The 21,921-nt window shown below is 64.2% G+C and carries 20 protein-coding genes; 12 read left to right on the top strand and 8 right to left on the bottom strand.

Features of this window, described 5'->3' with window-relative positions:
- The first annotated feature begins 109 nt into the window (after positions 1–109).
- The 7 genes from BN1119_RS04170 to dedD all read left to right on the top strand — a co-directional run bounded on the left by BN1119_RS04170 (position 110) and on the right by dedD (position 8,643).
- The gene (locus BN1119_RS04170) at positions 110–1,231 is read left to right on the top strand and encodes a 4-phosphoerythronate dehydrogenase (protein WP_041994522.1); all 1,122 of its coding nucleotides are present in this window, start codon (positions 110–112) and stop codon (positions 1,229–1,231) included.
- 97 nt (positions 1,232–1,328) lie between these two features.
- Complete coding sequence (locus tag BN1119_RS04165) at positions 1,329–2,345, top strand: aspartate-semialdehyde dehydrogenase (RefSeq protein ID WP_041994358.1); 1,017 nt, start codon at positions 1,329–1,331, stop codon at positions 2,343–2,345.
- 242 nt (positions 2,346–2,587) lie between these two features.
- Positions 2,588–4,678 carry a FimV/HubP family polar landmark protein gene (locus BN1119_RS04160; protein WP_041994355.1) on the top strand — a complete coding sequence of 697 codons (2,091 nt, stop codon included), beginning with the start codon at positions 2,588–2,590 and terminating at the stop codon, positions 4,676–4,678.
- A gap of 105 nt (positions 4,679–4,783) precedes the next feature.
- Entirely contained in the window at positions 4,784–5,593 is an 810-nt protein-coding gene (gene truA / locus BN1119_RS04155; RefSeq protein WP_041994352.1) for a tRNA pseudouridine(38-40) synthase TruA, read from the top strand.
- 119 nt (positions 5,594–5,712) lie between these two features.
- Positions 5,713–6,576 (top strand): acetyl-CoA carboxylase, carboxyltransferase subunit beta, encoded by an 864-nt coding sequence (gene accD / locus BN1119_RS04150; RefSeq protein ID WP_041994349.1) that lies wholly within the window; start codon positions 5,713–5,715, stop codon positions 6,574–6,576.
- Between the two features lie 2 nt (positions 6,577–6,578).
- Entirely contained in the window at positions 6,579–7,832 is a 1,254-nt protein-coding gene (gene folC / locus BN1119_RS04145) for a bifunctional tetrahydrofolate synthase/dihydrofolate synthase (RefSeq protein ID WP_041994347.1), read from the top strand.
- Positions 7,833–7,881: 49 nt separating this feature from the next.
- Positions 7,882–8,643 (top strand): cell division protein DedD, encoded by a 762-nt coding sequence (gene dedD, locus BN1119_RS04140; RefSeq protein ID WP_041994345.1) that lies wholly within the window; start codon positions 7,882–7,884, stop codon positions 8,641–8,643.
- Between the two features lie 64 nt (positions 8,644–8,707).
- Here the strand turns inward: dedD and BN1119_RS04135 are convergent, their stop codons facing one another.
- The 4 genes from BN1119_RS04135 to BN1119_RS04120 all read right to left on the bottom strand — a co-directional run bounded on the left by BN1119_RS04135 (position 8,708) and on the right by BN1119_RS04120 (position 13,777).
- Positions 8,708–9,052 carry a TusE/DsrC/DsvC family sulfur relay protein gene (locus BN1119_RS04135; RefSeq protein ID WP_041994342.1) on the bottom strand — a complete coding sequence of 115 codons (345 nt, stop codon included), beginning with the start codon at positions 9,050–9,052 and terminating at the stop codon, positions 8,708–8,710.
- Positions 9,053–9,071: 19 nt separating this feature from the next.
- The gene (gene yccS / locus BN1119_RS04130; protein WP_041994338.1) at positions 9,072–11,228 is read right to left on the bottom strand and encodes a YccS family putative transporter; all 2,157 of its coding nucleotides are present in this window, start codon (positions 11,226–11,228) and stop codon (positions 9,072–9,074) included.
- 126 nt (positions 11,229–11,354) lie between these two features.
- A complete protein-coding gene (locus BN1119_RS04125) occupies positions 11,355–12,011 on the bottom strand; it encodes a Bax inhibitor-1/YccA family protein (RefSeq protein ID WP_041994335.1) in 657 nt (218 codons plus the stop codon).
- Between the two features lie 173 nt (positions 12,012–12,184).
- Entirely contained in the window at positions 12,185–13,777 is a 1,593-nt protein-coding gene (locus BN1119_RS04120) for an ABC transporter substrate-binding protein (protein WP_041994332.1), read from the bottom strand.
- An 85-nt stretch (positions 13,778–13,862) separates the two neighbouring features.
- On the opposite strand from BN1119_RS04120, the gene BN1119_RS04115 reads away from it, so the two are divergent.
- The 5 genes from BN1119_RS04115 (at position 13,863) to maiA (ending at position 18,709) form a co-directional block, all read left to right on the top strand.
- Positions 13,863–14,516 (top strand): TIGR01621 family pseudouridine synthase, encoded by a 654-nt coding sequence (locus tag BN1119_RS04115; RefSeq protein WP_041994329.1) that lies wholly within the window; start codon positions 13,863–13,865, stop codon positions 14,514–14,516.
- Positions 14,517–14,746: 230 nt separating this feature from the next.
- Entirely contained in the window at positions 14,747–15,853 is a 1,107-nt protein-coding gene (hppD, locus tag BN1119_RS04110; RefSeq protein WP_041994326.1) for a 4-hydroxyphenylpyruvate dioxygenase, read from the top strand.
- A gap of 32 nt (positions 15,854–15,885) precedes the next feature.
- Positions 15,886–17,037 (top strand): homogentisate 1,2-dioxygenase, encoded by a 1,152-nt coding sequence (locus BN1119_RS04105; protein ID WP_041994324.1) that lies wholly within the window; start codon positions 15,886–15,888, stop codon positions 17,035–17,037.
- Between the two features lie 10 nt (positions 17,038–17,047).
- Positions 17,048–18,031: a fumarylacetoacetate hydrolase family protein gene (locus tag BN1119_RS04100; protein ID WP_041994322.1), complete on the top strand. Its 984-nt coding sequence runs from the start codon at positions 17,048–17,050 to the stop codon at positions 18,029–18,031.
- Between the two features lie 42 nt (positions 18,032–18,073).
- Positions 18,074–18,709 (top strand): maleylacetoacetate isomerase, encoded by a 636-nt coding sequence (gene maiA, locus BN1119_RS04095; protein WP_041994320.1) that lies wholly within the window; start codon positions 18,074–18,076, stop codon positions 18,707–18,709.
- A gap of 63 nt (positions 18,710–18,772) precedes the next feature.
- On the opposite strand, the gene BN1119_RS04090 is transcribed toward maiA, so the two are convergent.
- From BN1119_RS04090 to BN1119_RS04075, 4 genes are all read right to left on the bottom strand, one after another.
- Positions 18,773–19,231, bottom strand: a complete 459-nt coding sequence (locus tag BN1119_RS04090) for a PAS domain-containing protein (protein ID WP_041994316.1) — start codon at positions 19,229–19,231, stop codon at positions 18,773–18,775.
- An 8-nt stretch (positions 19,232–19,239) separates the two neighbouring features.
- A complete protein-coding gene (locus tag BN1119_RS04085; protein ID WP_041994313.1) occupies positions 19,240–20,268 on the bottom strand; it encodes a response regulator in 1,029 nt (342 codons plus the stop codon).
- A 75-nt stretch (positions 20,269–20,343) separates the two neighbouring features.
- Entirely contained in the window at positions 20,344–21,246 is a 903-nt protein-coding gene (locus BN1119_RS04080; protein ID WP_041994310.1) for a LysR family transcriptional regulator, read from the bottom strand.
- A gap of 72 nt (positions 21,247–21,318) precedes the next feature.
- Complete coding sequence (locus BN1119_RS04075) at positions 21,319–21,861, bottom strand: DUF2982 domain-containing protein (protein WP_244463675.1); 543 nt, start codon at positions 21,859–21,861, stop codon at positions 21,319–21,321.
- Positions 21,862–21,921 lie beyond the last annotated feature (60 nt).

The following is a 21,921-nucleotide window of genomic DNA, read 5'->3' as shown; positions in this document are numbered from 1 at the left end:
CGGGCTGAACTCTTGGCGCGCTTTGGGCTAGAATGGCCGACCCGCCGGGCGGGCCCGTGTCCGCGGTCCATCGAGAGTGAGAGTCAGGAGAAGTGCCATGCGAATGCCCATGCGAATCGTGGTCGACGAAAACATGCCCCATGCCCAGGCGCTGTTCGCCGAATTTGGCGAGGTGATCCCCCTGGCGGGGCGGCAGATCTGCGCGGCGGATCTCAAAGACGTGGACGCCCTCATGGTGCGCTCCATCACCCGGGTGGACAGGGCCCTGCTCGCCGACTGCCCCAGACTGCGCTTCGTGGGCACCGCCACCATAGGGACGGACCATGTGGACAAGGCGCTGCTGGCCGAACGGGGCATCCCCTTCGTCAGCGCCCCCGGCTGCAACAAGGTGTCGGTGGGGGATTATGTCCTCTCCGCCCTGTTGGTGCTGGCGGAGCGCCATGAGCTCGACCTTGGTCGGATGAGCCTGGCCGTGATCGGCGCCGGCAACACCGGCGAGTGTGTGGCGGGCAAGGCGCAGGCGCTCGGCATGAAGGTGCTTCGCTGCGATCCGCCGCGGGCACGCCAGGAAGGGGCGAGCGGCTTTGTCGATTACCAGACCGCGCTCTCGGCCGACATCGTCAGCTTCCACGTGCCCATCACGGAGCAGGGGCAGGATGCCAGCTTCCACCTGCTGGGGGCGAAGGAGATCGCCCGGTGTCCCGCGGGGCAGATCCTCATCAACGCCTCCCGTGGCGAGGTGTGGGACAATGAAGCCCTGCTCGTCCGCCAGCAGGGGGCCGCTCCGTTGCGACTGGTGATGGACGTGTGGGAGAAGGAGCCCGAGGTGCTGGCCGCCCTGGTGCCCCACACCGAGCTGGCCACCCCCCACATCGCCGGTTACAGCCTGGAGGGCAAGGCGCGCGGCACCTGGATGCTCTATCAGGCCCTCTGCCAGCAGGAGGGGCGCCAGCCCCGGGCCGAGCTGGAACGGCTGCTGCCCGCGCCGGACGTGACCGAGCTCAGCCCGGGGCGGGCGGCGGATCAGGCGCTGATCAAGCAGCTGGTCCACCTCATCTATGATGTGCGCCGCGACGATGCCCGCTTTCGGGCGCGCCTCGCCATCCCGGGCAGCTTCGACGAGCAGCGCAAAGGATATCCGGAGCGGCGCGAGCTCTCCTCCCTGCGCCTGACGGGCCCCTTTGGCGAGGATCCGGCCCTGGCGGCCCTGGGGTTTCGCACCCAGGCCTGATGCCAGGGGCGGCCCTCAACGATTAACGAAACAGGCAGGATCATCCCTGCGACGGGCGTGCCTTCGGGGGCGCCTACCCCTTTGACAGGAGAGAGCAATGAGTCAGCAGTTCAACGTAGCGGTATTGGGCGCAAGCGGCGCCGTGGGCCAGGCCATGATCGAGGTCCTGGAGGAGCGCAACTTCCCGGTGGCCAGTCTCTATCCCCTGGCCTCCAGCCGCAGCGCCGGTGATGTGGTGCGCTTTGGCGGCAAGAACCTCGACATCCTGGATGTGGAGGAGTTTGACTGGAGCCGGGTCGAGCTGGCCCTCTTCTCCGCCGGGGCCGAGGTCTCCGCCAAGTGGGCGCCGATTGCCGCCGAGCACGGCTGCATCGTCATCGACAACACCTCCTGCTTCCGCTACGAGGAGGATGTGCCCCTGGTGATCCCCGAGGTGAACCCCCATGCTCTGGCCGATTTTCGCAATCGCAACATCATCGCCAACCCCAACTGTTCCACCATACAGATGCTGGTGGCCCTCAAGCCCCTGCACGATGAGGTGGGCATTGCCCGCATCAATGTGGCGACCTATCAGTCGGTCTCGGGCTCCGGCAAGGAAGGGGTGAGCGAGCTGGCCGGCCAGACCGCCAAACTGCTCAACGGCCTGCCGGTGGAGCCGAGCCTCTACCCGCAGCAGATCGCCTTCAATCTCATCCCGCAGATCGACGAGTTCACCGACAACGGCTACACCCGCGAAGAGATGAAGATGGTGTGGGAGACCCAGAAGATCCTGGGAGATGCCAGCATTGCCGTGAACCCCACCTGCGTGCGGGTCCCCGTCTTCTACGGTCACGCCGAGGCGCTGCACGTCGAGCTGCACCAGCCCCTGGATGCCGAGCAGGTCAAGGATCTGCTGCGGGCCGCCCCCGGGGTGCGTCTGTTCGACGAGGAGGAGGGCTACCCGACCCCGGTTGGCGACGCCACCGGCCAGGACGAGGTGATGGTGGGGCGCATCCGCCAGGATATTTCTCACCCCAGCGGTATAAATATGTGGATCGTGGCCGATAACGTTCGTAAGGGCGCGGCGACCAACAGCGTGCAGATCGCAGAGCTGCTGATCCGCGACTACCTGTAAGTTCCCATTGACACTCGGTCTCCCGACAAGGGGGGCCGAGTGTGATCGGAGTGGCAGGAAGTGGCTCCGACATTCCCCCTTAATATCAATTAATTAACTTTGCCCTTACACTCGGGGCGTTTTGGGGCTAATTGCGTCGGATGACTGGCTTGGCGCCCAAGCCTGATTTATATTGAACCGACTGTTTTGAGGCAACTATCCAGATTTTTCAATGTGATAGGCCGTCATACGAAGGAACGAACATGGGACAATCCCGCATAACACTGGCGACGCTGCTTGCGTTGGGTCTGCTCAATACCGCCTCTGCGACTGCCGAGGAGGCAGGCCGGGATCCCTTCTTCGTGGAACTCAGGGGCCCTGACGAACCCGTCAGCCAGCCCGTACCGCCGAGCCAGCCCGTCCCCAGGGCCTTGCCCCAGTCCCAGCCGGTGCGTCAGCCGCAACCCGTGGCCGCCCAGGCGCAGAGCGGGAGGCGTTACGGCCCGGTCCGTCCCACCGACACCCTCTGGAGCCTCGCCAGCAGGCACAGGCCCAGTAGCCGGGTCAGCGTCTACCAGACCATGGTGGCCATCTATGACAAGAACCCGACCAGTTTCGCCGATGGCAACATCAACCACATACTGGTGGGGTCGAGCATCACGCTGCCCAGCGAAGCCGAGGCGCGCCGCCACACGGATGCCCAGGCCCGGCAACGCTTCAACAGCGACAACGCCAGCTGGAAGGGGCTGAGCCCCAAATATCTGGCCAGCAAACAGAGCGCCCAGCCCGCGGCCCCCGCCAAACCGGCCAGCAAGCCGGTGGTGAAGGCCGCTCCCCAGCCGGTTGCCGCGGCCAAGGCCGTGGCTGCCACCAAGGCACCCGCAACGCAGGCCGCCCCGCTGCCGAGCGCAGCCCCGACCAAGGCCACCGACAGCCCCGCCAAGGCTGCGGGAGCGGCCCTGGCGGTGGCCCCCGTACTGGCCAGCGCCGCCAGCAGCGCCCCGGCTCCCCTGCCGGTGGCCACCGAGACGGTGCAGGCCAAGCCGGGCACCGAGATGGCCCTGGCCCTGGAAGATGCCAATGCCCAGCTCGGTCAGGTGACCGAGATGAACCACAGGCTCAAGCTGCGGCTGCAATCCCTCACCGAAGAGGTGGAAACCCTCAAGGCCCAGCTGCAAGATCAGCTGGCCCTGCAAAAAGAGGTGGCCGAGCTCAGGGCCAATCCCGTGCCCCCCGTGGTGGCGCCGCCCGCCCCCCGCAACTGGCTGACCGACCTGCTCGCCTCTCCGCTCAATCTGGCCATGATCATCCTGCTGCCCGTGCTGCTGGTGCTGGCCCTGGTGACGCTCTGGCTGCGGGCCCGGGCGCGGCGCGAGCTGGAGGAGCAGGAGAAGAACCTGGCGGAGACCACCTCTGTGGTGATGGGCCAGGAGACGAGCGAGTTCGATCAGCTGATCGGCGCCGACATCGACGAGGAGCCACTGAGCCGCCCCGAGCCTGCGCCCGCCTCCGTCCCCGATACCGAGGTGCCGGACGATCTGGAGCTGGTCTTCAGCGACGAGGGGGAGCAGGCCCGGGATCTGCGGGATCCGGATCTGGTGCCCGAGCTGGATCTCGCCGCCGACGAGCGCTTTGAGCGGCCCCAGCGTCCAGAGATGGATCTGGCCGGCGAGTTCAACCCCGCCGCCGATGAGGCACTGATGAGCGAGGAGGAGCTGCAAGCGGCCCTGTTCGCCGATCTCAATGCCGAACTCGATGGGGAAGACGATCGCCGCGCCAGGGATGAGGCCGGGCGGGATGAGGATGACAGCCTGCCCGAGCTCGACTTCAGCGATTTCGACACCAGCCTGGACGACGAGCCGGCGCCGAGCGAGCACAAGCCGTCCCCCAGCGCGGAGGAGCTGCTGGCCGAGTGGGGCATGGCCCCCGAGACGGCGGATACCCCAGCGCCGGCCAGGGATCCCAACGAACTGGCCCTGGCGGACTTTGAGGATGCGTTCGACGATGTCGAGCCGAGCCAACCCCTCAAGCCCCGCGCCGAGGCAGCCGCCGACGACTTCGTCGAGATAGACAGCCTGCTGGCGGAGGCCGAGGCGAACCAGAGCGAGCAGGAGCCCTATCAGGGGTTCTCCCTGGACGTGGGACTGGATGGCTTCCCCGAGGTGTTGCCCGAGTCTGGTGGCTTCGACGTGGATGCCGATGACGGCGGGGTGGGGGCCAAGCTGGATCTGGCCCGGGCCTATCTCGAGATCGACGACAAGGAGAGTGCCCGCGAGCTGCTGGTGGAGGCGGCCGAGCAGGGCAACGATCACCAGCGCAGCGAGGCCGAGAAGCTGCTCAAGCGGCTGGCCTGATCGCCGGATGCCAACAGGGCGACCCCAGGGGCGCCCTTCTTTTTGGGACATTTGTGCCTGTGTGCGTATAATTCGCCGCGTTTTCTCTCAAAGACAGTGTGACCCATGCGAATTGCCCTAGGTATTGAATATGACGGCAGCCGGTATTTTGGCTGGCAGCGCCAACGAGAAGTGATCAGCGTCCAGCAGGAGCTGGAGAAGGCCCTCAGCCGCATCGCCAACCACGAGGTGGCCATACAGTGCGCCGGGCGCACCGATGCCGGTGTCCACGCCACCGGCCAGGTGATCCATTTCGATACCCATGCCGTTCGCAGCGAATCCGCCTGGACCCTGGGGCTCAACTCCAACCTGCCCCCGGACATAGGGGTACGCTGGGTCAAGGAGGTGGACCAAGGGTTCCATGCCCGTTTCAGCGCCACGGCCCGTCGCTACCGTTATGTCATCTACAACCACAACTATCGTCCCGCCATCCTCGGCAGCGGCGTCAGCCACTACCACGAGCCCCTGGATGCCGACCTGATGCACCTGGCGGGGCAGAGCCTGCTCGGGGAGCGGGACTTCAGCTCGTTTCGCGCCGTGGGGTGCCAGTCCAAGAGTCCCTGGCGCAACGTGACCCACCTGTGTGTCAGCCGCTCCGGTCCCTATATCGTGCTCGACATCAAGGCCAACGCCTTCTTGCACCACATGGTGCGCAACATCACCGGCTCCCTGCTGCTGGTGGGGCAGGGGCAAAAACCCGTGGAGTGGATTGCCGAGGTGCTGGCCGCCAAGGATCGCAACCTGGCGGGGCCCACCGCCAAGGCGGGCGGCCTCTATCTGGTGGACGTCGATTATCCCGCCGAACAGGGCCTGCCCCGGCTGCCGCTCGGCCCGCTCTGGCTGCCGGACTCGGCACCGGGTACGACCAGTTTTTAGTAACTGCGCCCGAAAAATTGTGGTTTAATGATCCGTCGTTTATTGCCACCGAGCCGATAAGTCATTGAACAATCAAGGCTCGGTGCGTTTTGTCAGGCACAAAAGCATTAAGGAATTCCATGAGCTGGCTTGAGAAGATCCTTCCCAAGAGCAAGATCACTACCCCCCGTCGTCACAACATTCCGGAAGGGGTGTGGACCAAGTGCGGATCTTGTGAACAGGTGCTCTACCGGGCAGAGCTGGAGCGCAACCTCGAGGTGTGCCCCAAGTGTAATCATCACATGCGCATCAGCGCCCGTGCCCGCCTCGAGTGTTTCCTCGACGTAGAAGGTCGCAGTGAAGTCGGCGCCGAGCTGGAGCCGCAAGACATATTGAAGTTCAAGGATTCCAAGCGCTACAAGGATCGTCTGTCCACCGCCCAGAAAGAGACGGGGGAGAAGGATGCGCTGGTGGTGATGAAGGGGACCCTCAAGGGGGTGCCGGTCGTCGCCTGTTCGTTCGAGTTTTCCTTCATAGGCGGCTCCATGTCCTCCGTGGTCGGTGCCCGCTTCGTGCGCGCCGTCGAGGAGAGCATCAAGGAGGGCCGCGGCCTGGTCTGCTTCTCCACCTCGGGTGGGGCGCGGATGCAGGAAGCCCTGTTCTCCCTGATGCAGATGGCCAAGACCAGTGCGGCGCTCGACAGGCTCACCAAGGCGGGCCTGCCCTACATCTCGGTGCTGACCGACCCCACCATGGGCGGCGTCTCCGCCAGCCTGGCCATGCTGGGTGACATCAACGTGGGCGAGCCCAAGGCGCTGATCGGCTTCGCTGGCCCCCGCGTCATCGAGCAGACAGTGCGCGAGAAGCTGCCGGAAGGCTTCCAGCGTTCCGAATTCCTGCTGGAGAAGGGCGCCATCGACATGATCGTCGACAGGCGCGAGATGCGGGACCGTCTGGCCAGCCTGCTGGCCAAGCTGATGAACACCCAGGTCATCGAAGACTGAACATGAGTTCGCACATGCAACAATCTCAAAGCCGGTCGCTGGTCGACTGGCTTTCTTATTTGGAGCAGATCCATCCGGTCAACATCGACATGGGTCTGACACGGGTCGGTGAGGTGGCGCGGCGCATGGGCTTGACCCGGCTGCCCGGCAAGGTGCTCACTGTGGCGGGCACCAACGGCAAGGGGTCCTCCTGCGCCATGGCCGCCAGCATACTGATGGCCGCGGGCTACCGGGTGGGGGTCTACTCCTCTCCCCACCTGCTGCGCTTCACCGAGCGGGTACGGGTCAATGGCCAGGAGCTGGCCGACAGCGAGCACTGCGCGGCGTTTGCCGAGGTGGAAGCGGCCCGGGGCGAGATTGCCCTCACCTTCTTCGAGTTCGCCACCCTGGCCGCCCTCTGGCTGTTTCGCCGCCATGCCCCCGATGTGGTGCTGCTGGAAGTGGGACTGGGGGGGCGGCTCGATGCCACCAATGTGGTGGAGTCGGATGTGGCCATGATCACCTCCATCGCCCTGGATCACTGCGACTGGCTCGGGGATACCCGGGAGGCGGTGGCGGTGGAAAAAGCCGGCGTCTATCGGGCGGGCAAACCCGCCATCAGCGGCGAGCCCCATCCCCCTGCCACCATCGCGAGCGAGGCGGCGCGCATCAAAGCCTCCTTGCGCCAGGTGGGCCGTGACTTCCACGGCGATGAGCACGATGCTGACTGGGATTATCACGGCCAGCACCACTGGCCGGGATTGCCCAAACCGGCCCTGCCGCTGATGAACGCGGTCACAGTGCTGGCGGCGTTGGAGTCCCTCGGCCTGCCGCTGCCCGAGCCCGCCATCCGCGAAGGATTGGCAAACGCCAGGCTGGCGGGGCGGATGCAGCGGCTGCAGAGCGAGCCCCTGGTCATCGTCGATGTGGCCCACAATCCGCACTCGGCGGCTTACCTGGCCAGCCAGCTGCGCCAGATCCCCTGTCAGGGGCGGCGTCTGGCCGTGGTCGGCATGCTCAAGGACAAGGACATGGCGGGATCGCTCGCCGAGCTCGATGGCCTCATCGACCACTGGTATCTGGCGAGCCTGACCGGCCCGCGCGGGGCGACGGCGGCCCTGCTTGCCGATGCCCTGGGTCAGGATGGCGCGGCGCAATATGACGCCGTGTCAGAGGCTTACCGGCAGGCCCTGGCCGACGCGAGTCCCAGCGATATGGTCATTGTCTTTGGTTCGTTTTACACTGTCGCCGACATTTTGGCGATACAGCCGGTCTGAGCGCCCCAGGGCGACGCACCGGACAGCAACACAAGGGTAGGAGTAAGGTTTGGCTTCCAAGTTCCAAAACAGATTGGTGGGCACTGTGATCCTGGTGGCCCTGGTGGTGATCTTCTTGCCGGACATGCTCGATGGCCAGAAGCTGGCCCAGAAGGATGAGTCGTTCGCCACCATACCGCTGCGCCCCGAGCTCGAACCCGCCAAGCCCGCCCTGCAGGTCTCCGCCACCAGCACCCTGCCCGAGCAGCACGCGGCGAGCCAGCAGCAGGCGGCCGCCGCCGAGCAGTGGCAGGTGGAAGAGGTGCCCGATCCCATGACGTTGGGCCAGCAGGGCCAGGCAACCCAGCCGCCGGCAGTGCAGCCGGCAGTACAGCCAGCGACGACCAAGCCTCAACCCAAGCCTGAGGTGGTGGCCAAAAAACCGGAACTGCCCAAGCCTGTGGTCAAACCCGAGCCGGCCAAACCGGTGGAGGTGGCCAAACCGGCCCCCAAACCGCAAGCCGGTCAGATCAAGACCATGGACGATCTGTTGCAGAGCAAGCAGCTGGTGGCCAAGGCCCCCGAGCCGGCCCAGGGCAGCTGGATCCTCCAGCTCGGCGCCTTTCGCAACAAGGACAGCGTCAATGCCCTGGTGGGCAAGCTGAGGGCGGCGGGTTATTCGGCCCACACAGTGCCCCGTACCCCGGTGCAGGGGCAGATCAACCGGGTCTTCATCGGGCCGGATGTCTCCAGGGCCAAGTTGCAGGGGATACAGAGCAAGGTGAGCCAGTTGACCGGGCTGAGCGGTTCTGTGGTGGCCTACAACCCCTGAATCGCCTCGCTTTGCATGAAAAAGACCGCGCCCTGGCGCGGTCTTTTTCATGGCGGTCAGCCCATCAGATGCACTTCACCGGCTTGGGCAGGCCGGCAATCTTGGTGGCCTGCTTGGCGGGTCCTTGCGGGAACAGCTTGTAGAGGTAGCGGCTGTTGCCCTTCTGGGGGCCATACTGCTTCTCCATCGCCTTGACCAGGGCGCGGATGGCAGGGGAGGTGTTGAACTCCAGGTAGAAGGCCCGCACGAAGCGCACCACCTCCCAGTGGGGCTCCTCCAGCACTATGCCTTCCTGCTCGGCCAGCACAGGCGCCAGCGCCTCGCTCCAGTCGTCCACATTGAGCAGATAGCCCTTGGCATCGGTCGCGATGGTGCGCCCGTCAACTATCAGCACCGGATTGTCAGCCATGATGCCTCCTTGGGGCAACTCAGGATGGGGTCGGCATGGTAGCGCCTTGGGTCGCCGTGAGCAACCGGCTCTGGTTGGCCAGGGCGAGCAGCTCGTCCGCCAGCTGGCTGATGAGGGTGAGCTGTTGGCTCAGCATCAGCTGCTCCTCCGTGCTGTCCGGAGCGGGCAGGGGGCAGGGGCCCTGCTCCTCCTGGGGGGCCTCCCCGGCCAGCTGTCCCGCCGCCTGGGTCAGGGTATGACTCAGGTGGCGACTGATCTGCGCCAGCCCTGTGATGGGCTCAAGCTGATCCCGGTGGGCGCCCAGCGCCGAGATGTAGGAGAGCAGGGCGTGGTTGCGCCAGGTGAGGGTGAAACAGAGGTCGAGGAAGCGGCGGCGCTTGCTCGGCTCCACCAGCATGCTCTGCCAGGCCATGGCCAGCTCGCTGTCGGCCAGATGGGCCTCCTTGCGGGCGATGCGATAGGCCAGGGACTCATCGCGGCGCAGGTGCAGGCTGGCAAGCACCGCCGAGAGATACCTGGCGTTGGCCGACAGGGAGTTGGCGATGAGCTGGGGCAGGCGCTTGTATTGCCAATCCGGCCACAGCCAGGCCACCAGGGCGTAGGAGAGCAGGCAGCCGAGCAGGGTATCGAGCAGGCGCGGCCCCAGGATGGCGAAGCCGATACCGTCCAGCAGGTTGAAGGCCATCAGCACATAGAGGGTGATGAAACAGACGGCGGCGCTGTAGTTGCTGCGCACCTGGGTGAAGAAGAGGAAGGCGGCGAGCCCCATCACCACCAGCTGGCCGTGCAGGCTGGGCAGCAGCCAGAGCACGGGTACCCCGATCAGCAGGCCGATGAAGGTGCCGAGCATCCGCTGCATCAGGCGGCGCCGGGTCGCGCTGTAGCTGGGCTGGCAGACGAACAGCACGGTCAGCAGGATCCAGTAGCCCTTGTCCAGCTCGAACGTCTGCAAGATGCCGTAGCCCACCACCAGTCCCAAAGAGAGGCGCAGGGCGTGGCGAAACACCATGGAGTCCAGGCTAAGATGCTGGCGCAGCAAGGCCAGCAGGGGCCTGGGGGCTGGCCGGGCCAGGGGAGGCAGCGGCGCCGGTACTGCCGCCGGGTTTTGCAGCTCCTCGGCACTCGCCAGCAGCCCGTTGATGCTGGCCAGGTTGCGGCGCAGAAACTTCATGGGGGTGAGCAGGCTCTGGGGGTAGTGCTGCTTGAGGTGGGTGAATTCGAGCTGATCCTCCAGGGCTTCCAGGGTCCAGCGGATGCGCTTGGGGTGATGATAGGGCTCATGGACCAGGATGGCGTAACCCAGTTGCTGGCACGCCTGGGCCAGTTGCTGCAATACCTCCTGAAAACCAGCGATGACCCTGCCTTGCTTGAGATCGGCCTCGAGCCGGCTGTAGGGGTAATGGCTGGAGGTGGCCCGCTCGTGGATCTCCAGGGCCAGCAGATAGAGGCGAAGCAGGCCGGCCAGCTCGGGGGCAGCCTGGGCCCGCTGGCTATGGAGGCGGGCATTGAGCGCCGTCTTGGCCAGATTCAGGGAACCGACCAGATTGATGTTGAGCTGGGCCAGATTGTGGCGGATGGCCTGGGCGCCGTGCTCGTCGGCCGGGAAGAAGCGGGATTTCTCCTCCAGATAGCGAGAGAGGGCGAAATAGCTCTGGGCGAGCTGCTCGTGCAGCGTCTTGTAGGGCAGCAGCCAGAGCCAGAGCAGCGACACCAGCCCGTACCAGAGGGCACCGGCACCGAGCGCCAGGGGCTGGTAGAAGAGGTCCGGCGCCTTGGCGGCCCCCAGCATGGTGTAGATGGCGACGAGCAGGGAGCCGAAGCTGATGGTGGCGTAACGTTGTCCGAGCGCCCCCACCATCACGAAGAGGAAGGTGGAGCTGGCCAGGCCGAGGGCGAACAGCCAGGGGGTGGGGAAGAGGTACTGCACGCACAAGGAGGCAAACAGGAAACAGACCAGGGTCATGGCCAGGTTCTTGACCCGGCCCCACAGGCTGTCGTCTGTTTCGGCGATGGCTCCGGCCACCACCCCGAGGGAGAGCAGCACGGTGAGCTGGATATCGCCGGTGCCGAGGGCGATGGCGAGCAGGCCCAGCATGGCGATGAGCACCTTGAGGGCGAAGTAGACATGGCTGTCGGTCAGCAGGCGGCGCAGCAGGCCGGAATATTCCACTGGCATGGGGTGAAGCGGTCTCTCTGGCGGTCGAGGCAGTGAGTGTAACGGAGCGGTGACCAAATGGCCCTGATTTGGATCAGGGCGCGCACCGGCAAGTCATAAAAAACCCCGCCGAAGCGGGGTTTTTCATCAGTTGCGGTTGCCGCCAAGCAGGCTCAGCAGACTCAGGAAGATGTTGTAGATGGAGACATACAGGGTCACGGTGGCGGAGATGTAGTTGGTCTCGCCGCCGCGCACTATCTGCTGGGTGGTCAGCAGGATGGCACCGGAGGAGAACAGCATGAACATGGCGGACAGGGCCAGGCTCAGGGCGCTCATCTGCAGGAAGATGTTGGCGACCATGGCCACCAGCAGCACCCAGAAACCGACGAACAGCATGCCGCCGATGAAGGAGAGGTCACGCTTGGTGGTCAGGGCATAGGCCGACAGACCGAAGAAGGTGAGCGCGGTGCCGCCAAGGGCCGTCATCACTATCTCGCCGCCGCCGTTGTTCATGTACATGTTGATGATGGGGCCCAGGCTATAGCCGAGCAGGCCGGTCAGGGCGAAGGTGAACACCAGCCCCATGCCGTTGTCACGGTTCTTCTCGGTCAAAAACATCAGACCGTAGACACCGACCAGGAAGATGGCCCAGTGCAGGGGCGGCATGTTCATCACGGTCGCTACCCCGGCAACCACGGCGGAGAAGCCAAGAGTGAGGGAGAGCAGCATATAGGTATTGCGCAGCACCTTGTTGGTGTCGCGCACGGCACCCTGGGTGCCGGTGTAGATAGAACGGGTATCCATCTTGATGTCCTCTTGAGTTCCGGGGTGAAGCGATCGGTTGTGCTTCGTTAACGCATTGTATGCACTGAATGTGTGGATGACGAGCGCTGATTTCAAGGCCCCCACCCGTGTCGGCTCCCACTATTGCAAGGCAAACATGTATTGTGCATGAACGAGGGGGCGAAGGCGCGGCCTCAGCCCGAGGGCTCGGCCAGGGCGGTGATGGCGCCGCCCTTGTCGCAATACATGGCTCTATCGGCCTGGATGAGCCATTGCTCCGCGCTCCAGCCGCGCTGATAGTGGCTGACGCCTATGCTGATCCCCACCTGGATGGGATGGCCATCCAGATCGAATGGGGCCGACATGGCCAACCGCAGCAGTTCGGCCATGTCATGGGCCTGCTTGAGGTTGTAGCCCGGCAGCAGCAGGATGAATTCGTCCCCTGCCAGGCGGGCGAAGAAGCACTGATGGGCGATGGCGTCGTTGATCCGGCGAGCCAGCTGACAGAGGATGGCATCCCCCTGGCTGTGGCCGAAGCTGTCATTGATGCGTTTGAAGTCATCGAGATCGCAAAACAGCAGGCAGCCGGGGGAGGGCTGGGCTATCTGCTGGCGCAGCTTGTTCATCAGGCTGAGGCGATTGGGCAGACCCGTGAGGGGATCGCGCTGGGCGAGCTGCAGGATCTCCTGCTCGCGCTGCTTGCGCAGGGCAACTTCCCGGCTCAGGCGCTCGTTGCACAGCCAGAGGTAGAGGGCCAGCACCAGGATCAGGGCGGTGGCGGCCAGGCTCAGCATGAACCAGGGGCGCCAGAATACCCATTGCGCCGAGGGGACATGGTAGAGAAAGCTGGCCAGGGAGACATTGCGCTTGATGAGGCCTATCTCCACCAGCTGGTTGAGGATGTGCTCGAAGCGGGCCGGGTTCATGTAGCCAATCTCCACATAGAGCGGCTGTATCATCTCCTTGCTCACCTGGAGCTCGTACTCCATGTGGGCCTGAGTGCGGTTGACCCCGTACTGCTCGCGCAGCAGGTTGATCGCCTCCTGGGGATGGGCCAGGGCATATTGCCAGCCCCGCAGGCTGGCGGCGCGAAAGCGTTCGACCCGATCCGGGTGTTTGGCCTGATTGGCCTGGGTGGTGAACAGGATGTCGCTGTAAAAATCCACCCCGTAGTTGCGCGGGCTGATGACGGAGACGGGCACCCCCAGCTCCTCCAGATAGAAGGGCTCGTTGCTGAGGTAGGCGTTGAAGATGTCGACCCGCCGCTCCAGCAGATCGTGGATGTTGACCGAGGTCTGCAGCGGGATCAGCTCGTCTTCGCGGATCCCCTGATAGAAGAGGGTGGCCAGCAGCTCGGCATCCTGGTGGCCGGGGAACATCATGATCCGTTTGCCCCGCATGTCGGCAAGGGTGAGAATATTGCTGTCGCGCCGGGCGAGGAAGACGGAAGGGGAGTGCTGGAAGATGGCCGCCAGCGCCAGCAGGGGCTGGCCTTCGGCGAACTGGGTCAGCACCTCGGTATTGCCGACGCCAAAATCGGCGCGCCCGCTCAGCACCTCGGCCACCGGACTCAACCCCTTGCCACCGGGGAGGATCTCCACATCCAGCCCCGCCTCGGCGTAATAGCCCTTGGCCTTGGCCATGTGATAGCCCACGAACTGGGGCTGATGCAGCCAGCGCAGTTGCAGCACGACGCGATCCGCGCCCGGGGGGGCCTCTTCGCCAGCCTGAGCCTGGCCGATGACGTCAAGGCAGAACAAGAACAAGCAAATCAAGCATCTCATCATCCGTGCGAGTCTTCACATTGGTTAGCCGGGATGGGGTGTTTATTCGGGCACATTTGAGTGCCATTGACCGTGAGAATACGCCAAAATGTTGCCAAAGTATCGCATCCTGTCACAGAACGAACACTTCCTTGTTATCGACAAGGGGCCCGGTATTGGCATGCACGACGAGGGGGGGGAGCCGGGTCTGGTGAGCCTGGTGCGCGCCGAGACCGGGCTCGCCCTCTACCCAGTGCATCGCCTCGACAAGATGACCTCCGGGCTCCTGCTGCTGGCGCGCACTCCGGAGGCGAACCGGGCCCTGAGCATGGGATTCGCCGAACGGGTCGTGGCCAAGCAATATCTGGCGCTGTCGGATCGCAAGCCCAAGAAGAAGCAGGGCTGGATCAAGGGCGACATGCAAAAGGGGCGCGGCGGCAGCTGGTTGCTGGCCCGTAGCCAGGAGAACCCGGCCATCAGCTGGTTTGATTCCACCCCGGTGCGCGAGGGGCTGCGGCTCTATCGCATCAAGCCCCAGACCGGCAAGACCCATCAGATCCGGGTCGCCATGAAGAGCATAGGGGCGCCCATCCTGGGGGATGAGCGCTACGGCGGCACGGCGGCGGATCGCGGCTATCTGCATGCCTGGCGCTTGGCGTTTACCCTGTGGGGCGATCCCTTCACCTTCGAGTCGGCGCCGGATCTCGGGGAGGCCTTCACCCCGCCCGAGCTGGTCCAGGCCATCGCCCTGCTCGCTCCCTGACGGCGTCGCCCGGCCTTTGCCGGTTGTAACGAAAAACGGACAGCCCCGGGGGCAAGGAGGCCCGTCCCCCGAAGTTGTCATGGTGATGTCACATTTCATTTACATCTTCCGGGCCGCTTTGGCCCAGGCCCATCTCGGCCCAGACTCTTTTCTTCCCGTCGCGCCACGCATCTAATGAAACAAGTTGTTAACACCTTCATTCAACCTGATTTCATGCAAAGGAGTGCACCATGGCGACGACCCAGACCCACAACCCCCTCGGCACCGACGGCTTCGAGTTCGTCGAATACACGGCGCCGACCGCCGCCGGCATCGATGCCCTCAAGGCGCTGTTTGTCTCCCTGGGCTTTGCCGAGGTGGCCCGTCACAAGCACAAGCTGTGCTGGCTCTACCGCCAGGGGGACATCAACTTCGTGGTCAATGCCGAACCCCACTCCCAGGCGGAGCAGTTTGCCAGCGACCATGGCCCGAGCGTGTGCGGCATGGCATTTCGGGTGAGCGATGCGGGCCGTGCCCAGCAATACGCCATCGCCAAGGGGGCCAAGCCCTTCGTCGGCAAGATAGGGCCCATGGAGCTCAACATCCCCGCCATCTACGGCATCGGCGAGAGCACCCTCTCCTTTGTCGACCGTTACGGCGAGCGGGGCTCCATCTATGACGTGGACTTCCTCTTCTACCCCGACTGGCAGGCGCGCATGGCCGAGGTGGATGCGGGGCTCCTTGAGATCGATCACCTGACCCACAACGTCCAGCGCGGCAACATGGATGTCTGGTCCAACTTCTACGAGCGGATCGGCAACTTCCGGGAAATTCGCTACTTCGACATCGAAGGCAAGCTGACCGGGCTGCATTCCCGTGCCATGACGGCTCCCTGCGGCAAGATTCGCATTCCCATCAACGAGTCCTCCGATGACAAGTCCCAGATCGAGGAGTACCTGCGCCAGTACAAGGGGGAGGGGATCCAGCACATAGCCCTCGCTTCAAGCGACATCTACCAGACCATCCGTACCCTGCGTGGTCGCGGCACCGGCTTTATGCCCACGCCGGACACCTACTACGAGCAGGTCGACAGCCGGGTCGAGGGACATCAGGAGGATCTGGCGGCACTGAAAGAGCTGCGCATCCTCATCGACGGCTCGCCGACGAAAGATGGCATCCTGCTGCAGATCTTCACCGACACCGTCATAGGCCCGGTGTTCTTCGAGATCATCCAGCGCAAGGGCAATGAAGGCTTTGGCGAGGGCAACTTCCAGGCACTGTTCGAATCCATCGAGCTGGATCAGATCCGCCGCGGCGTGCTCCACGGCGAGAAGGACGGGGAGCTGCACGATGCGTAACCATCCTATTTTCCCCCGGGCAGGAGGCTGCCATGCGTAACTGGATACGTTTCCCCCACCGGGAGGGGACCCACTCCCGCCAGGCCCATGCCGACCTGCCCGAGCAGGCCATCTATGAGCGCGAACTGGGCCGCTCCGGTTTCTTCGGGCCGGCCACCCACATGCACCACAAGCATGCCCCCACCGACTGGGTCAACTGGGAGGGGCCGCTGCGCCCACGCCTGTTCGATCTCAACGCCCTCGGCGAGGAGGTGAGCTCCCTCTCCCCCTGGGTGATGCCGGATCTGCTCAGCAATCCCCACTGCCGCTACCGGATGTGGCGCCTGGCGGACAAGATGCCGTTTCTGGTGCGCAACGCCGACGGCGACGAGCTGCTCTTCATCCACGAGGGGAGTGGCGAGTTTTACTGCGACTACGGCCATCTGACCCTGCGGGACGGCGACTATGTGGTGATCCCCCGGGGCACCATGTGGCGCATCGAGCCCACCGCGCCCCTGTTCATCCTGATGATAGAGGCGACCGAGGACAGCTATCAGCTGCCGGACAAGGGGTTGGTGGGCAACCACGCCATCTTCGATCCGGCGGCCCTGGACGTGCCCGCCATCAACAAGCGCTTCCTGGCCCAGCAGGACGAGAACCCCTGGTCACTGCAGATCAAACGCCACGATCGGGTCTCCGTCATCACCTGGCCCTTCAACCCCCTGGATGCCCAGGGCTGGCACGGGGACTTGTGCGTGGTGCGCCTCAACTGGCGCGACATTCGCCCCCTGATGAGCCACCGCTACCATCTGCCGCCCTCGGCCCACTCCACCTTCGTGGCGAGCCGCTTCGTCATCTGCACCTTCGTGCCGCGCCCCATAGAGAGCGATCCCGGAGCCTTGCGGGTGCCCTTCTACCACAGCAACGATGATTTTGACGAGGTGCTCTTCTACCACGCCGGGGACTTCTTCAGCCGGGACAATATCGAGCGGGGCATGGTCACCTTCCACCCTGCCGGCTTCACCCACGGCCCCCATCCCAAGGCCTTTGCGGTGGGGCAGGCCCATGCCAAGACCTTCACCGACGAGGTGGCCGTGATGCTCGACACCCGGGATGCCCTGGGCGTCGGCCAGATCTGCGAGGGGATAGAAGATCCCCGTTATGTGTCCAGCTGGCAGCGGCCAGACGCCACCCCAGGCAAATAAGGAATTCGACATGAAATTGGCAACCTTGAACAATGGCAGGCGCGATGGCGCCCTGGTGGTGGTCAGCCGGGATCTGAGCCGGGCGGTGGCCGTGGCCGACATAGCCCCCACCCTGCAAGGGGCGCTGGACGACTGGGCCGAGCTCGCCCCCCGATTGACCGCCGTCTATCAGGCCCTCAACGACGGCGCCTGCCCCGACGCCTTCCCCTTCGATGAGGGCGCCTGCCTCTCGCCGCTGCCCCGCGCCTATCAGTGGCTCGATGGCAGCGCCTACGTCAACCACGTGGAGCTGGTGCGCAAGGCCCGGGGCGCCGAGATGCCGGAGAGCTTCTGGCACGATCCCCTTATGTACCAGGGGGGCTCGGACAGCTTCCTCGCCCCCCATGGCCCCATCTTGATGGGCTCCGAGGAGTGGGGCATCGATTTTGAATCCGAGCTGGCCATCATCACGGACGACGTACCCATGGGCACCGACTCCGGGGAGGCCGAGGGCCACGTAAAGCTGTTGATGCTGGTCAACGATGTGAGCCTGCGCAACCTCATTCCCGGGGAGCTGGCCAAGGGCTTTGGCTTCTTCCAGTCCAAGCCGTCGAGCGCCTTCTCGCCGGTGGCCATCACCCCGGACGAGCTGGGGGAGGCGTGGCAGGATGGCAAGGTGCACCTGCCCCTGGTGACCCGCCTCAATGGCGCCCTGTTCGGGGAGCCGGATGCGGGGGTGGACATGACCTTCAACTTTTTCGAGCTGATGGCCCACGCCGCGAGGACGAGGCCGCTGGCCGCCGGCACCATCATAGGGTCGGGCACCGTCTCCAACTACGACAGAAGCCGGGGATCCTCCTGCCTCGCCGAGCGACGGATGCTGGAAATTATCGAGTCAGGTCAAGCCACTACACCCTTTCTGCGCTTTGGTGATACAGTGTCCATCGCGATGCAGGATCGCAACGGATTGGCACTGTTTGGGACCATTTCTCAGCGGGTAACCCAGGCGGAGTAGGGCAGCGGCGGGGAGACAGGCTCGCCAGAACAGGGACAGATTATGTTGCAGTTGTTTGGATATTGGCGGTCGTCGGCCAGCTATCGGGTGCGGATCCTGATGCAGCTCAAGGGGCTCGACTATGAGTTCCACCCGGTCAACTTGAGGCTGGGCGAGCAGCATGAGAAGGGGTTTCACCGGATCAATCCCCAGGGGCTGGTGCCGTTTCTCATCGACGGGGATGTGCAGCTGGGTCAGTCGGTGGCCATCATGGAGTACCTCGACGAGGCCTATCCCGCCTATCCGCTGATGCCCTCGTCCGCCCAGGCGCGGGCGCGGGTGCGTCAGGTGGTCAACATGATTGCCTGCGATACTCACCCCCTCAACAACCTGCGGGTGCTCAACTATCTGGAGCAGGCGCTGGGGGTGGATCAGCCCCGCAGGGAGGCCTGGTATCGTCACTGGATTGACGAGACGTTCCGGGCCCTGGAGCCGCTGCTGATGACCACGGCCGGCGTCTACAGCGTCGGCAACGAGGTGACCCTGGCGGACTGCATGCTGGTACCCCAGGTCTACAACGCTCGCCGCTATCAGATGAGCCTGGAGGAGTATCCCACCATCCAACGCATCGTCGCCAACTGCGAGCAGTTGCAGGCCTTCGTCAGGGCGGCGCCGGAACGCCAGCCGGATGCGTCATAAGCATGCTGGTCAAATGAACAGCCCCCGCATCGCGGGGGTTGTTTCGTTTGGGGCGTGGTGGCGTTAGTCTGGCGTCCCGGCGCCGGCTTGTTCAGTGGCGCGGACCTGGCCGAGCAGGATGGCCTCGTCGGTGGCGTCGTAGATCATGACTCCGAGGTGGCTGACCTGGCCGCTGAAATCGGCCAGGGGGACCAGGGTCAGGTTCTGGTACATGAAGGGGGCCGACCCCGTGATGGGTCTGTAGTTGTCAAAGCGCAGCAGATAGGGGCGCTGCTCCCAGGTGCTGAAGGCGCGGTTGTTGAGGGTGAAGACCTGATTGGCCTTGCGCTCGAACCAGGCCCGATCCAGCTCGTCAAACAGCTCGAACAACACCCGATCGCGCACTGTGGCGGCCTGACGACCGCTGTGGCTCTCCATGAACCCGTTCCAGACCTGGATCCTGAACTGGCGATCCAGCACGAAGAGACCCACGTCCAGGTTCTGGACTATGTTCATCAGCCAGTGAAATTCCCGTATTTCCATGTGCACTCCTAGAGCAGATGTTGAACCTTGTGATCCATGGTGGCGATGGAATCTTCGGTAAACAGCAGCAGCAGATCGCACTGCACCTTGTGGCCCTGCAGCCGGTAGTTGATCTCGATGGCCAGGGTGCGCCGCCAGCGGCTCTGGTTGGTCTGGATCAGCTGGTGGATGGGCCTGTGCTGGCCCAGCAGCACCGGATGCCCCTGGCTGAAGTGGGTGTCGAGCTGGGCACTGAAGCCGCGCAGGAAGGCGCCGATCAGCACGTTGGCCGTGTCCATCAGCAGCTCCAGCTCGGCGGCCCTGTCGAGTTCCCCCTCGTGTTTCATCAGCCGGGCCAGCTCGGCGAAGCTGGCGTCATGGAACAGGAGCAGGGCCTCCCCGGCGATCCCGGCTCCGATGAACCCCTGGCACACGGCGGAGAGGGTATCGGACTCGGCGGCGGCGGAGAGGGCCATGTGCAGCTCTGAGACCTCGAGCACATTGACGTTGGGGATGGGCAGCACCACGAAGGCGCCGAGCAGGCGGGCCAGCAGATCGGCGGCCTGGCCCATGGCAACGTTGGCCAGCTCCTGATAGAGATCCCGGGACTGGGGTGTCAGCAGCGGGCCGGAAGGGGGGGCGTGCTGTGGAGCCGGCGCCGGGCTTGCTTGTGGCTGTGTGATGCTCTCTTCCCTGGGCTGCCAGAAACCATGCTGGCGCAAGAAGGCGTGCAGGGTCTCGGGGGAGGCGGGTTTTTTGATGAAATCCAGTGCTCCCAGCGCCATCACCCTGGCGTGGGCCTCGGGTTGTATGTCCCCCGAGACCACCAGCACCTTGCTGCGGATCCCTTCCCGTTGCAGGGTCTCGAGCACGTCATAACCATCCATCCTGGGCATGGTGAGATCGAGCAGCACCAGATCGCCGTGACCCATCAGGATCTGCTCCAGTCCCTCCTGGCCATCGCCGGCTTCATGCAGCCGAATGTCCCATTCCCGGGGCAATGCCCGGGCCAGTTGCTTGCGGGCAAAACCCGAATCATCGCAGATCAACACATTCATGGGGCCGCCCTCTCAATGCTTCATGGAGACAAGTGTGGCTCGGCCTGTCCGGTACGCCACCACGGCCGGCCTGGGCTATGGGGCTGGGCGATCCTGCCGGTAAGGTTCCGAGTATTTCTCGACAAACTCGGCGAACAGCTTAACACGCAGCGGCGCAAAATTGGGTTGGGTCAGCTGCATATAGAAGGGACGGCTCGGGGTCTGCCAGTCAGGCAGAACCGGTTGAAGCCGTCCTTCCCGGAGCGCTTGCTGCACCAGGTAGCGGGGGACATTGATGATGCCCAGGTGTTGCTCGGCGGCGCGCAGCGCAGCCTGGGCCTGGCTGACGGTCAGCTTGGCCTGGGGACAGATCCTGGCGCTCTCTCCCTCCCGGTTGCTGAGCTGCCAGTGCTGGTGGGGCCAGCAGTAGATGAGATCCTGCTCGTCGAGGGCGGCCGGGTGGGCGGGGCATCCCCGTTTCGCCAGATAGAGAGGGGAGGCGAACAGCCCGTATCTCACCTGGCCGAGCAGGGTGGTGTGGGGCTGGGTCTGGGGCAGCTCGCCGTTGAAGAACACCAGATCCCTGTCTCCCTCGAGCAACTGCTGGTGGTCGTTGGTCTGGCTGATGTCAAATTGCACCTCGTCGTGGTGCAGGGAGAAGGCCGTCACCATGTCGATGAGCAGGGTACTGGAGAGGGAGACGGGGGCCGCCAGCCGGATCACTCCCGCCAGATCGGCCTCTTTGCCCTGGATCTCGCCGGTGGCCTGCTCTATGTCGGCCAGGGGCGTGCAGAGGCGCTCGTAGTAGCGCAGCCCCTCGTCGGTGAGGCGGATCTTGCGGGTGGATCTGTGCAGCAGAGGGTGGCCCAGGATCTCTTCTAGATGGGAGATGCGGCGGCTGATGGTGGCGGTGGGCATGCCCAGTGCGCTGGCGGCATGGGAGAAGCCCCCCTCCTGTACCACCTTGACGAATAGATAGAACTCTTCGATGTACTTCATAGGAGGCGTGGCACTCGAGGCAAACCGTGACCTTAAGAAGCGGGCCTCCCCTTGGCAAGGGCAATCACGCCTTTAATTGATCTGGATTAGGTTCGACTCCCGCTGGTATTGATGCAGCAGGCGGATGAAGTCGGCGGGATCCCTGTCCAGGCTGCCGACGGGGACCAGCAGATCGTAGCCGAGGAGGCTTCTCAGCCTCGCCATGCGATTGGCCAGCATGGCGATCACCCCTTCGTACTGGGCCCCTTCCCGGGAGCGATAGTGGCTCTCCTCGAACAGGTCGTCGAACTGGCTGGCACAGGTGCCGGTGGGGCAGTCCGTCTGCTCGCTTTGCAGCACCTGCATCAGCACGGCGCGCTGCTCCGTCAGTATCCCTACCGCCAGCCGGGGTGTGATCAATGTCAAAAAACTGTCGTAATCTTTTATCCGCAAGCCAATGAAGGGGATCTCCACCAGATCCCACCCCATATGGATACGCGGGTGGTCAATCCGCTGAATATTTACCCATTTGAGCACCCAGCCGCCATGCTTGTGGTGATATTGCAAACAGTCGTGACACAAAGAGAGACTAAAATGAGGCTCTCTGAGTTTCAAGGTACCGATGAAGAGGGTCATCAGCCCCGCCAGCAACCCGCAGTAGATGGGGATTAGTGGTTGTTCACCGAGTAAAAAAAG

Origin of the sequence: Aeromonas bivalvium (assembly GCF_000819765.1) — a bacterium.
GTDB lineage: Bacteria > Pseudomonadota > Gammaproteobacteria > Enterobacterales > Aeromonadaceae > Aeromonas > Aeromonas bivalvium.
Note: the sequence above shows the minus strand (reverse complement) of the source record. Positions and strands in the feature narration are given on the sequence as shown.

Coding starts and splice junctions, on each gene's coding strand:
- BN1119_RS04165 (WP_041994358.1), top strand. CDS start 1,329: ATGAGTCAGCAGTTCAACGTAGCGGTATTGGGCGCAAGCGGCGCCGTG.
- BN1119_RS04085 (WP_041994313.1), bottom strand. CDS start 20,268: ATGAATGTGTTGATCTGCGATGATTCGGGTTTTGCCCGCAAGCAACTG.
- hppD (WP_041994326.1), top strand. CDS start 14,747: ATGGCGACGACCCAGACCCACAACCCCCTCGGCACCGACGGCTTCGAG.
- BN1119_RS04170 (WP_041994522.1), top strand. CDS start 110: ATGCGAATCGTGGTCGACGAAAACATGCCCCATGCCCAGGCGCTGTTC.
- BN1119_RS04125 (WP_041994335.1), bottom strand. CDS start 12,011: ATGGATACCCGTTCTATCTACACCGGCACCCAGGGTGCCGTGCGCGAC.
- BN1119_RS04115 (WP_041994329.1), top strand. CDS start 13,863: ATGTTGCCAAAGTATCGCATCCTGTCACAGAACGAACACTTCCTTGTT.
- BN1119_RS04120 (WP_041994332.1), bottom strand. CDS start 13,777: ATGATGAGATGCTTGATTTGCTTGTTCTTGTTCTGCCTTGACGTCATC.
- folC (WP_041994347.1), top strand. CDS start 6,579: ATGAGTTCGCACATGCAACAATCTCAAAGCCGGTCGCTGGTCGACTGG.
- accD (WP_041994349.1), top strand. CDS start 5,713: ATGAGCTGGCTTGAGAAGATCCTTCCCAAGAGCAAGATCACTACCCCC.
- truA (WP_041994352.1), top strand. CDS start 4,784: ATGCGAATTGCCCTAGGTATTGAATATGACGGCAGCCGGTATTTTGGC.
- BN1119_RS04080 (WP_041994310.1), bottom strand. CDS start 21,246: ATGAAGTACATCGAAGAGTTCTATCTATTCGTCAAGGTGGTACAGGAG.
- BN1119_RS04135 (WP_041994342.1), bottom strand. CDS start 9,052: ATGGCTGACAATCCGGTGCTGATAGTTGACGGGCGCACCATCGCGACC.
- BN1119_RS04105 (WP_041994324.1), top strand. CDS start 15,886: ATGCGTAACTGGATACGTTTCCCCCACCGGGAGGGGACCCACTCCCGC.
- BN1119_RS04075 (WP_244463675.1), bottom strand. CDS start 21,861: ATGACCCTCTTCATCGGTACCTTGAAACTCAGAGAGCCTCATTTTAGT.
- yccS (WP_041994338.1), bottom strand. CDS start 11,228: ATGCCAGTGGAATATTCCGGCCTGCTGCGCCGCCTGCTGACCGACAGC.
- BN1119_RS04160 (WP_041994355.1), top strand. CDS start 2,588: ATGGGACAATCCCGCATAACACTGGCGACGCTGCTTGCGTTGGGTCTG.
- maiA (WP_041994320.1), top strand. CDS start 18,074: ATGTTGCAGTTGTTTGGATATTGGCGGTCGTCGGCCAGCTATCGGGTG.
- BN1119_RS04090 (WP_041994316.1), bottom strand. CDS start 19,231: ATGGAAATACGGGAATTTCACTGGCTGATGAACATAGTCCAGAACCTG.
- BN1119_RS04100 (WP_041994322.1), top strand. CDS start 17,048: ATGAAATTGGCAACCTTGAACAATGGCAGGCGCGATGGCGCCCTGGTG.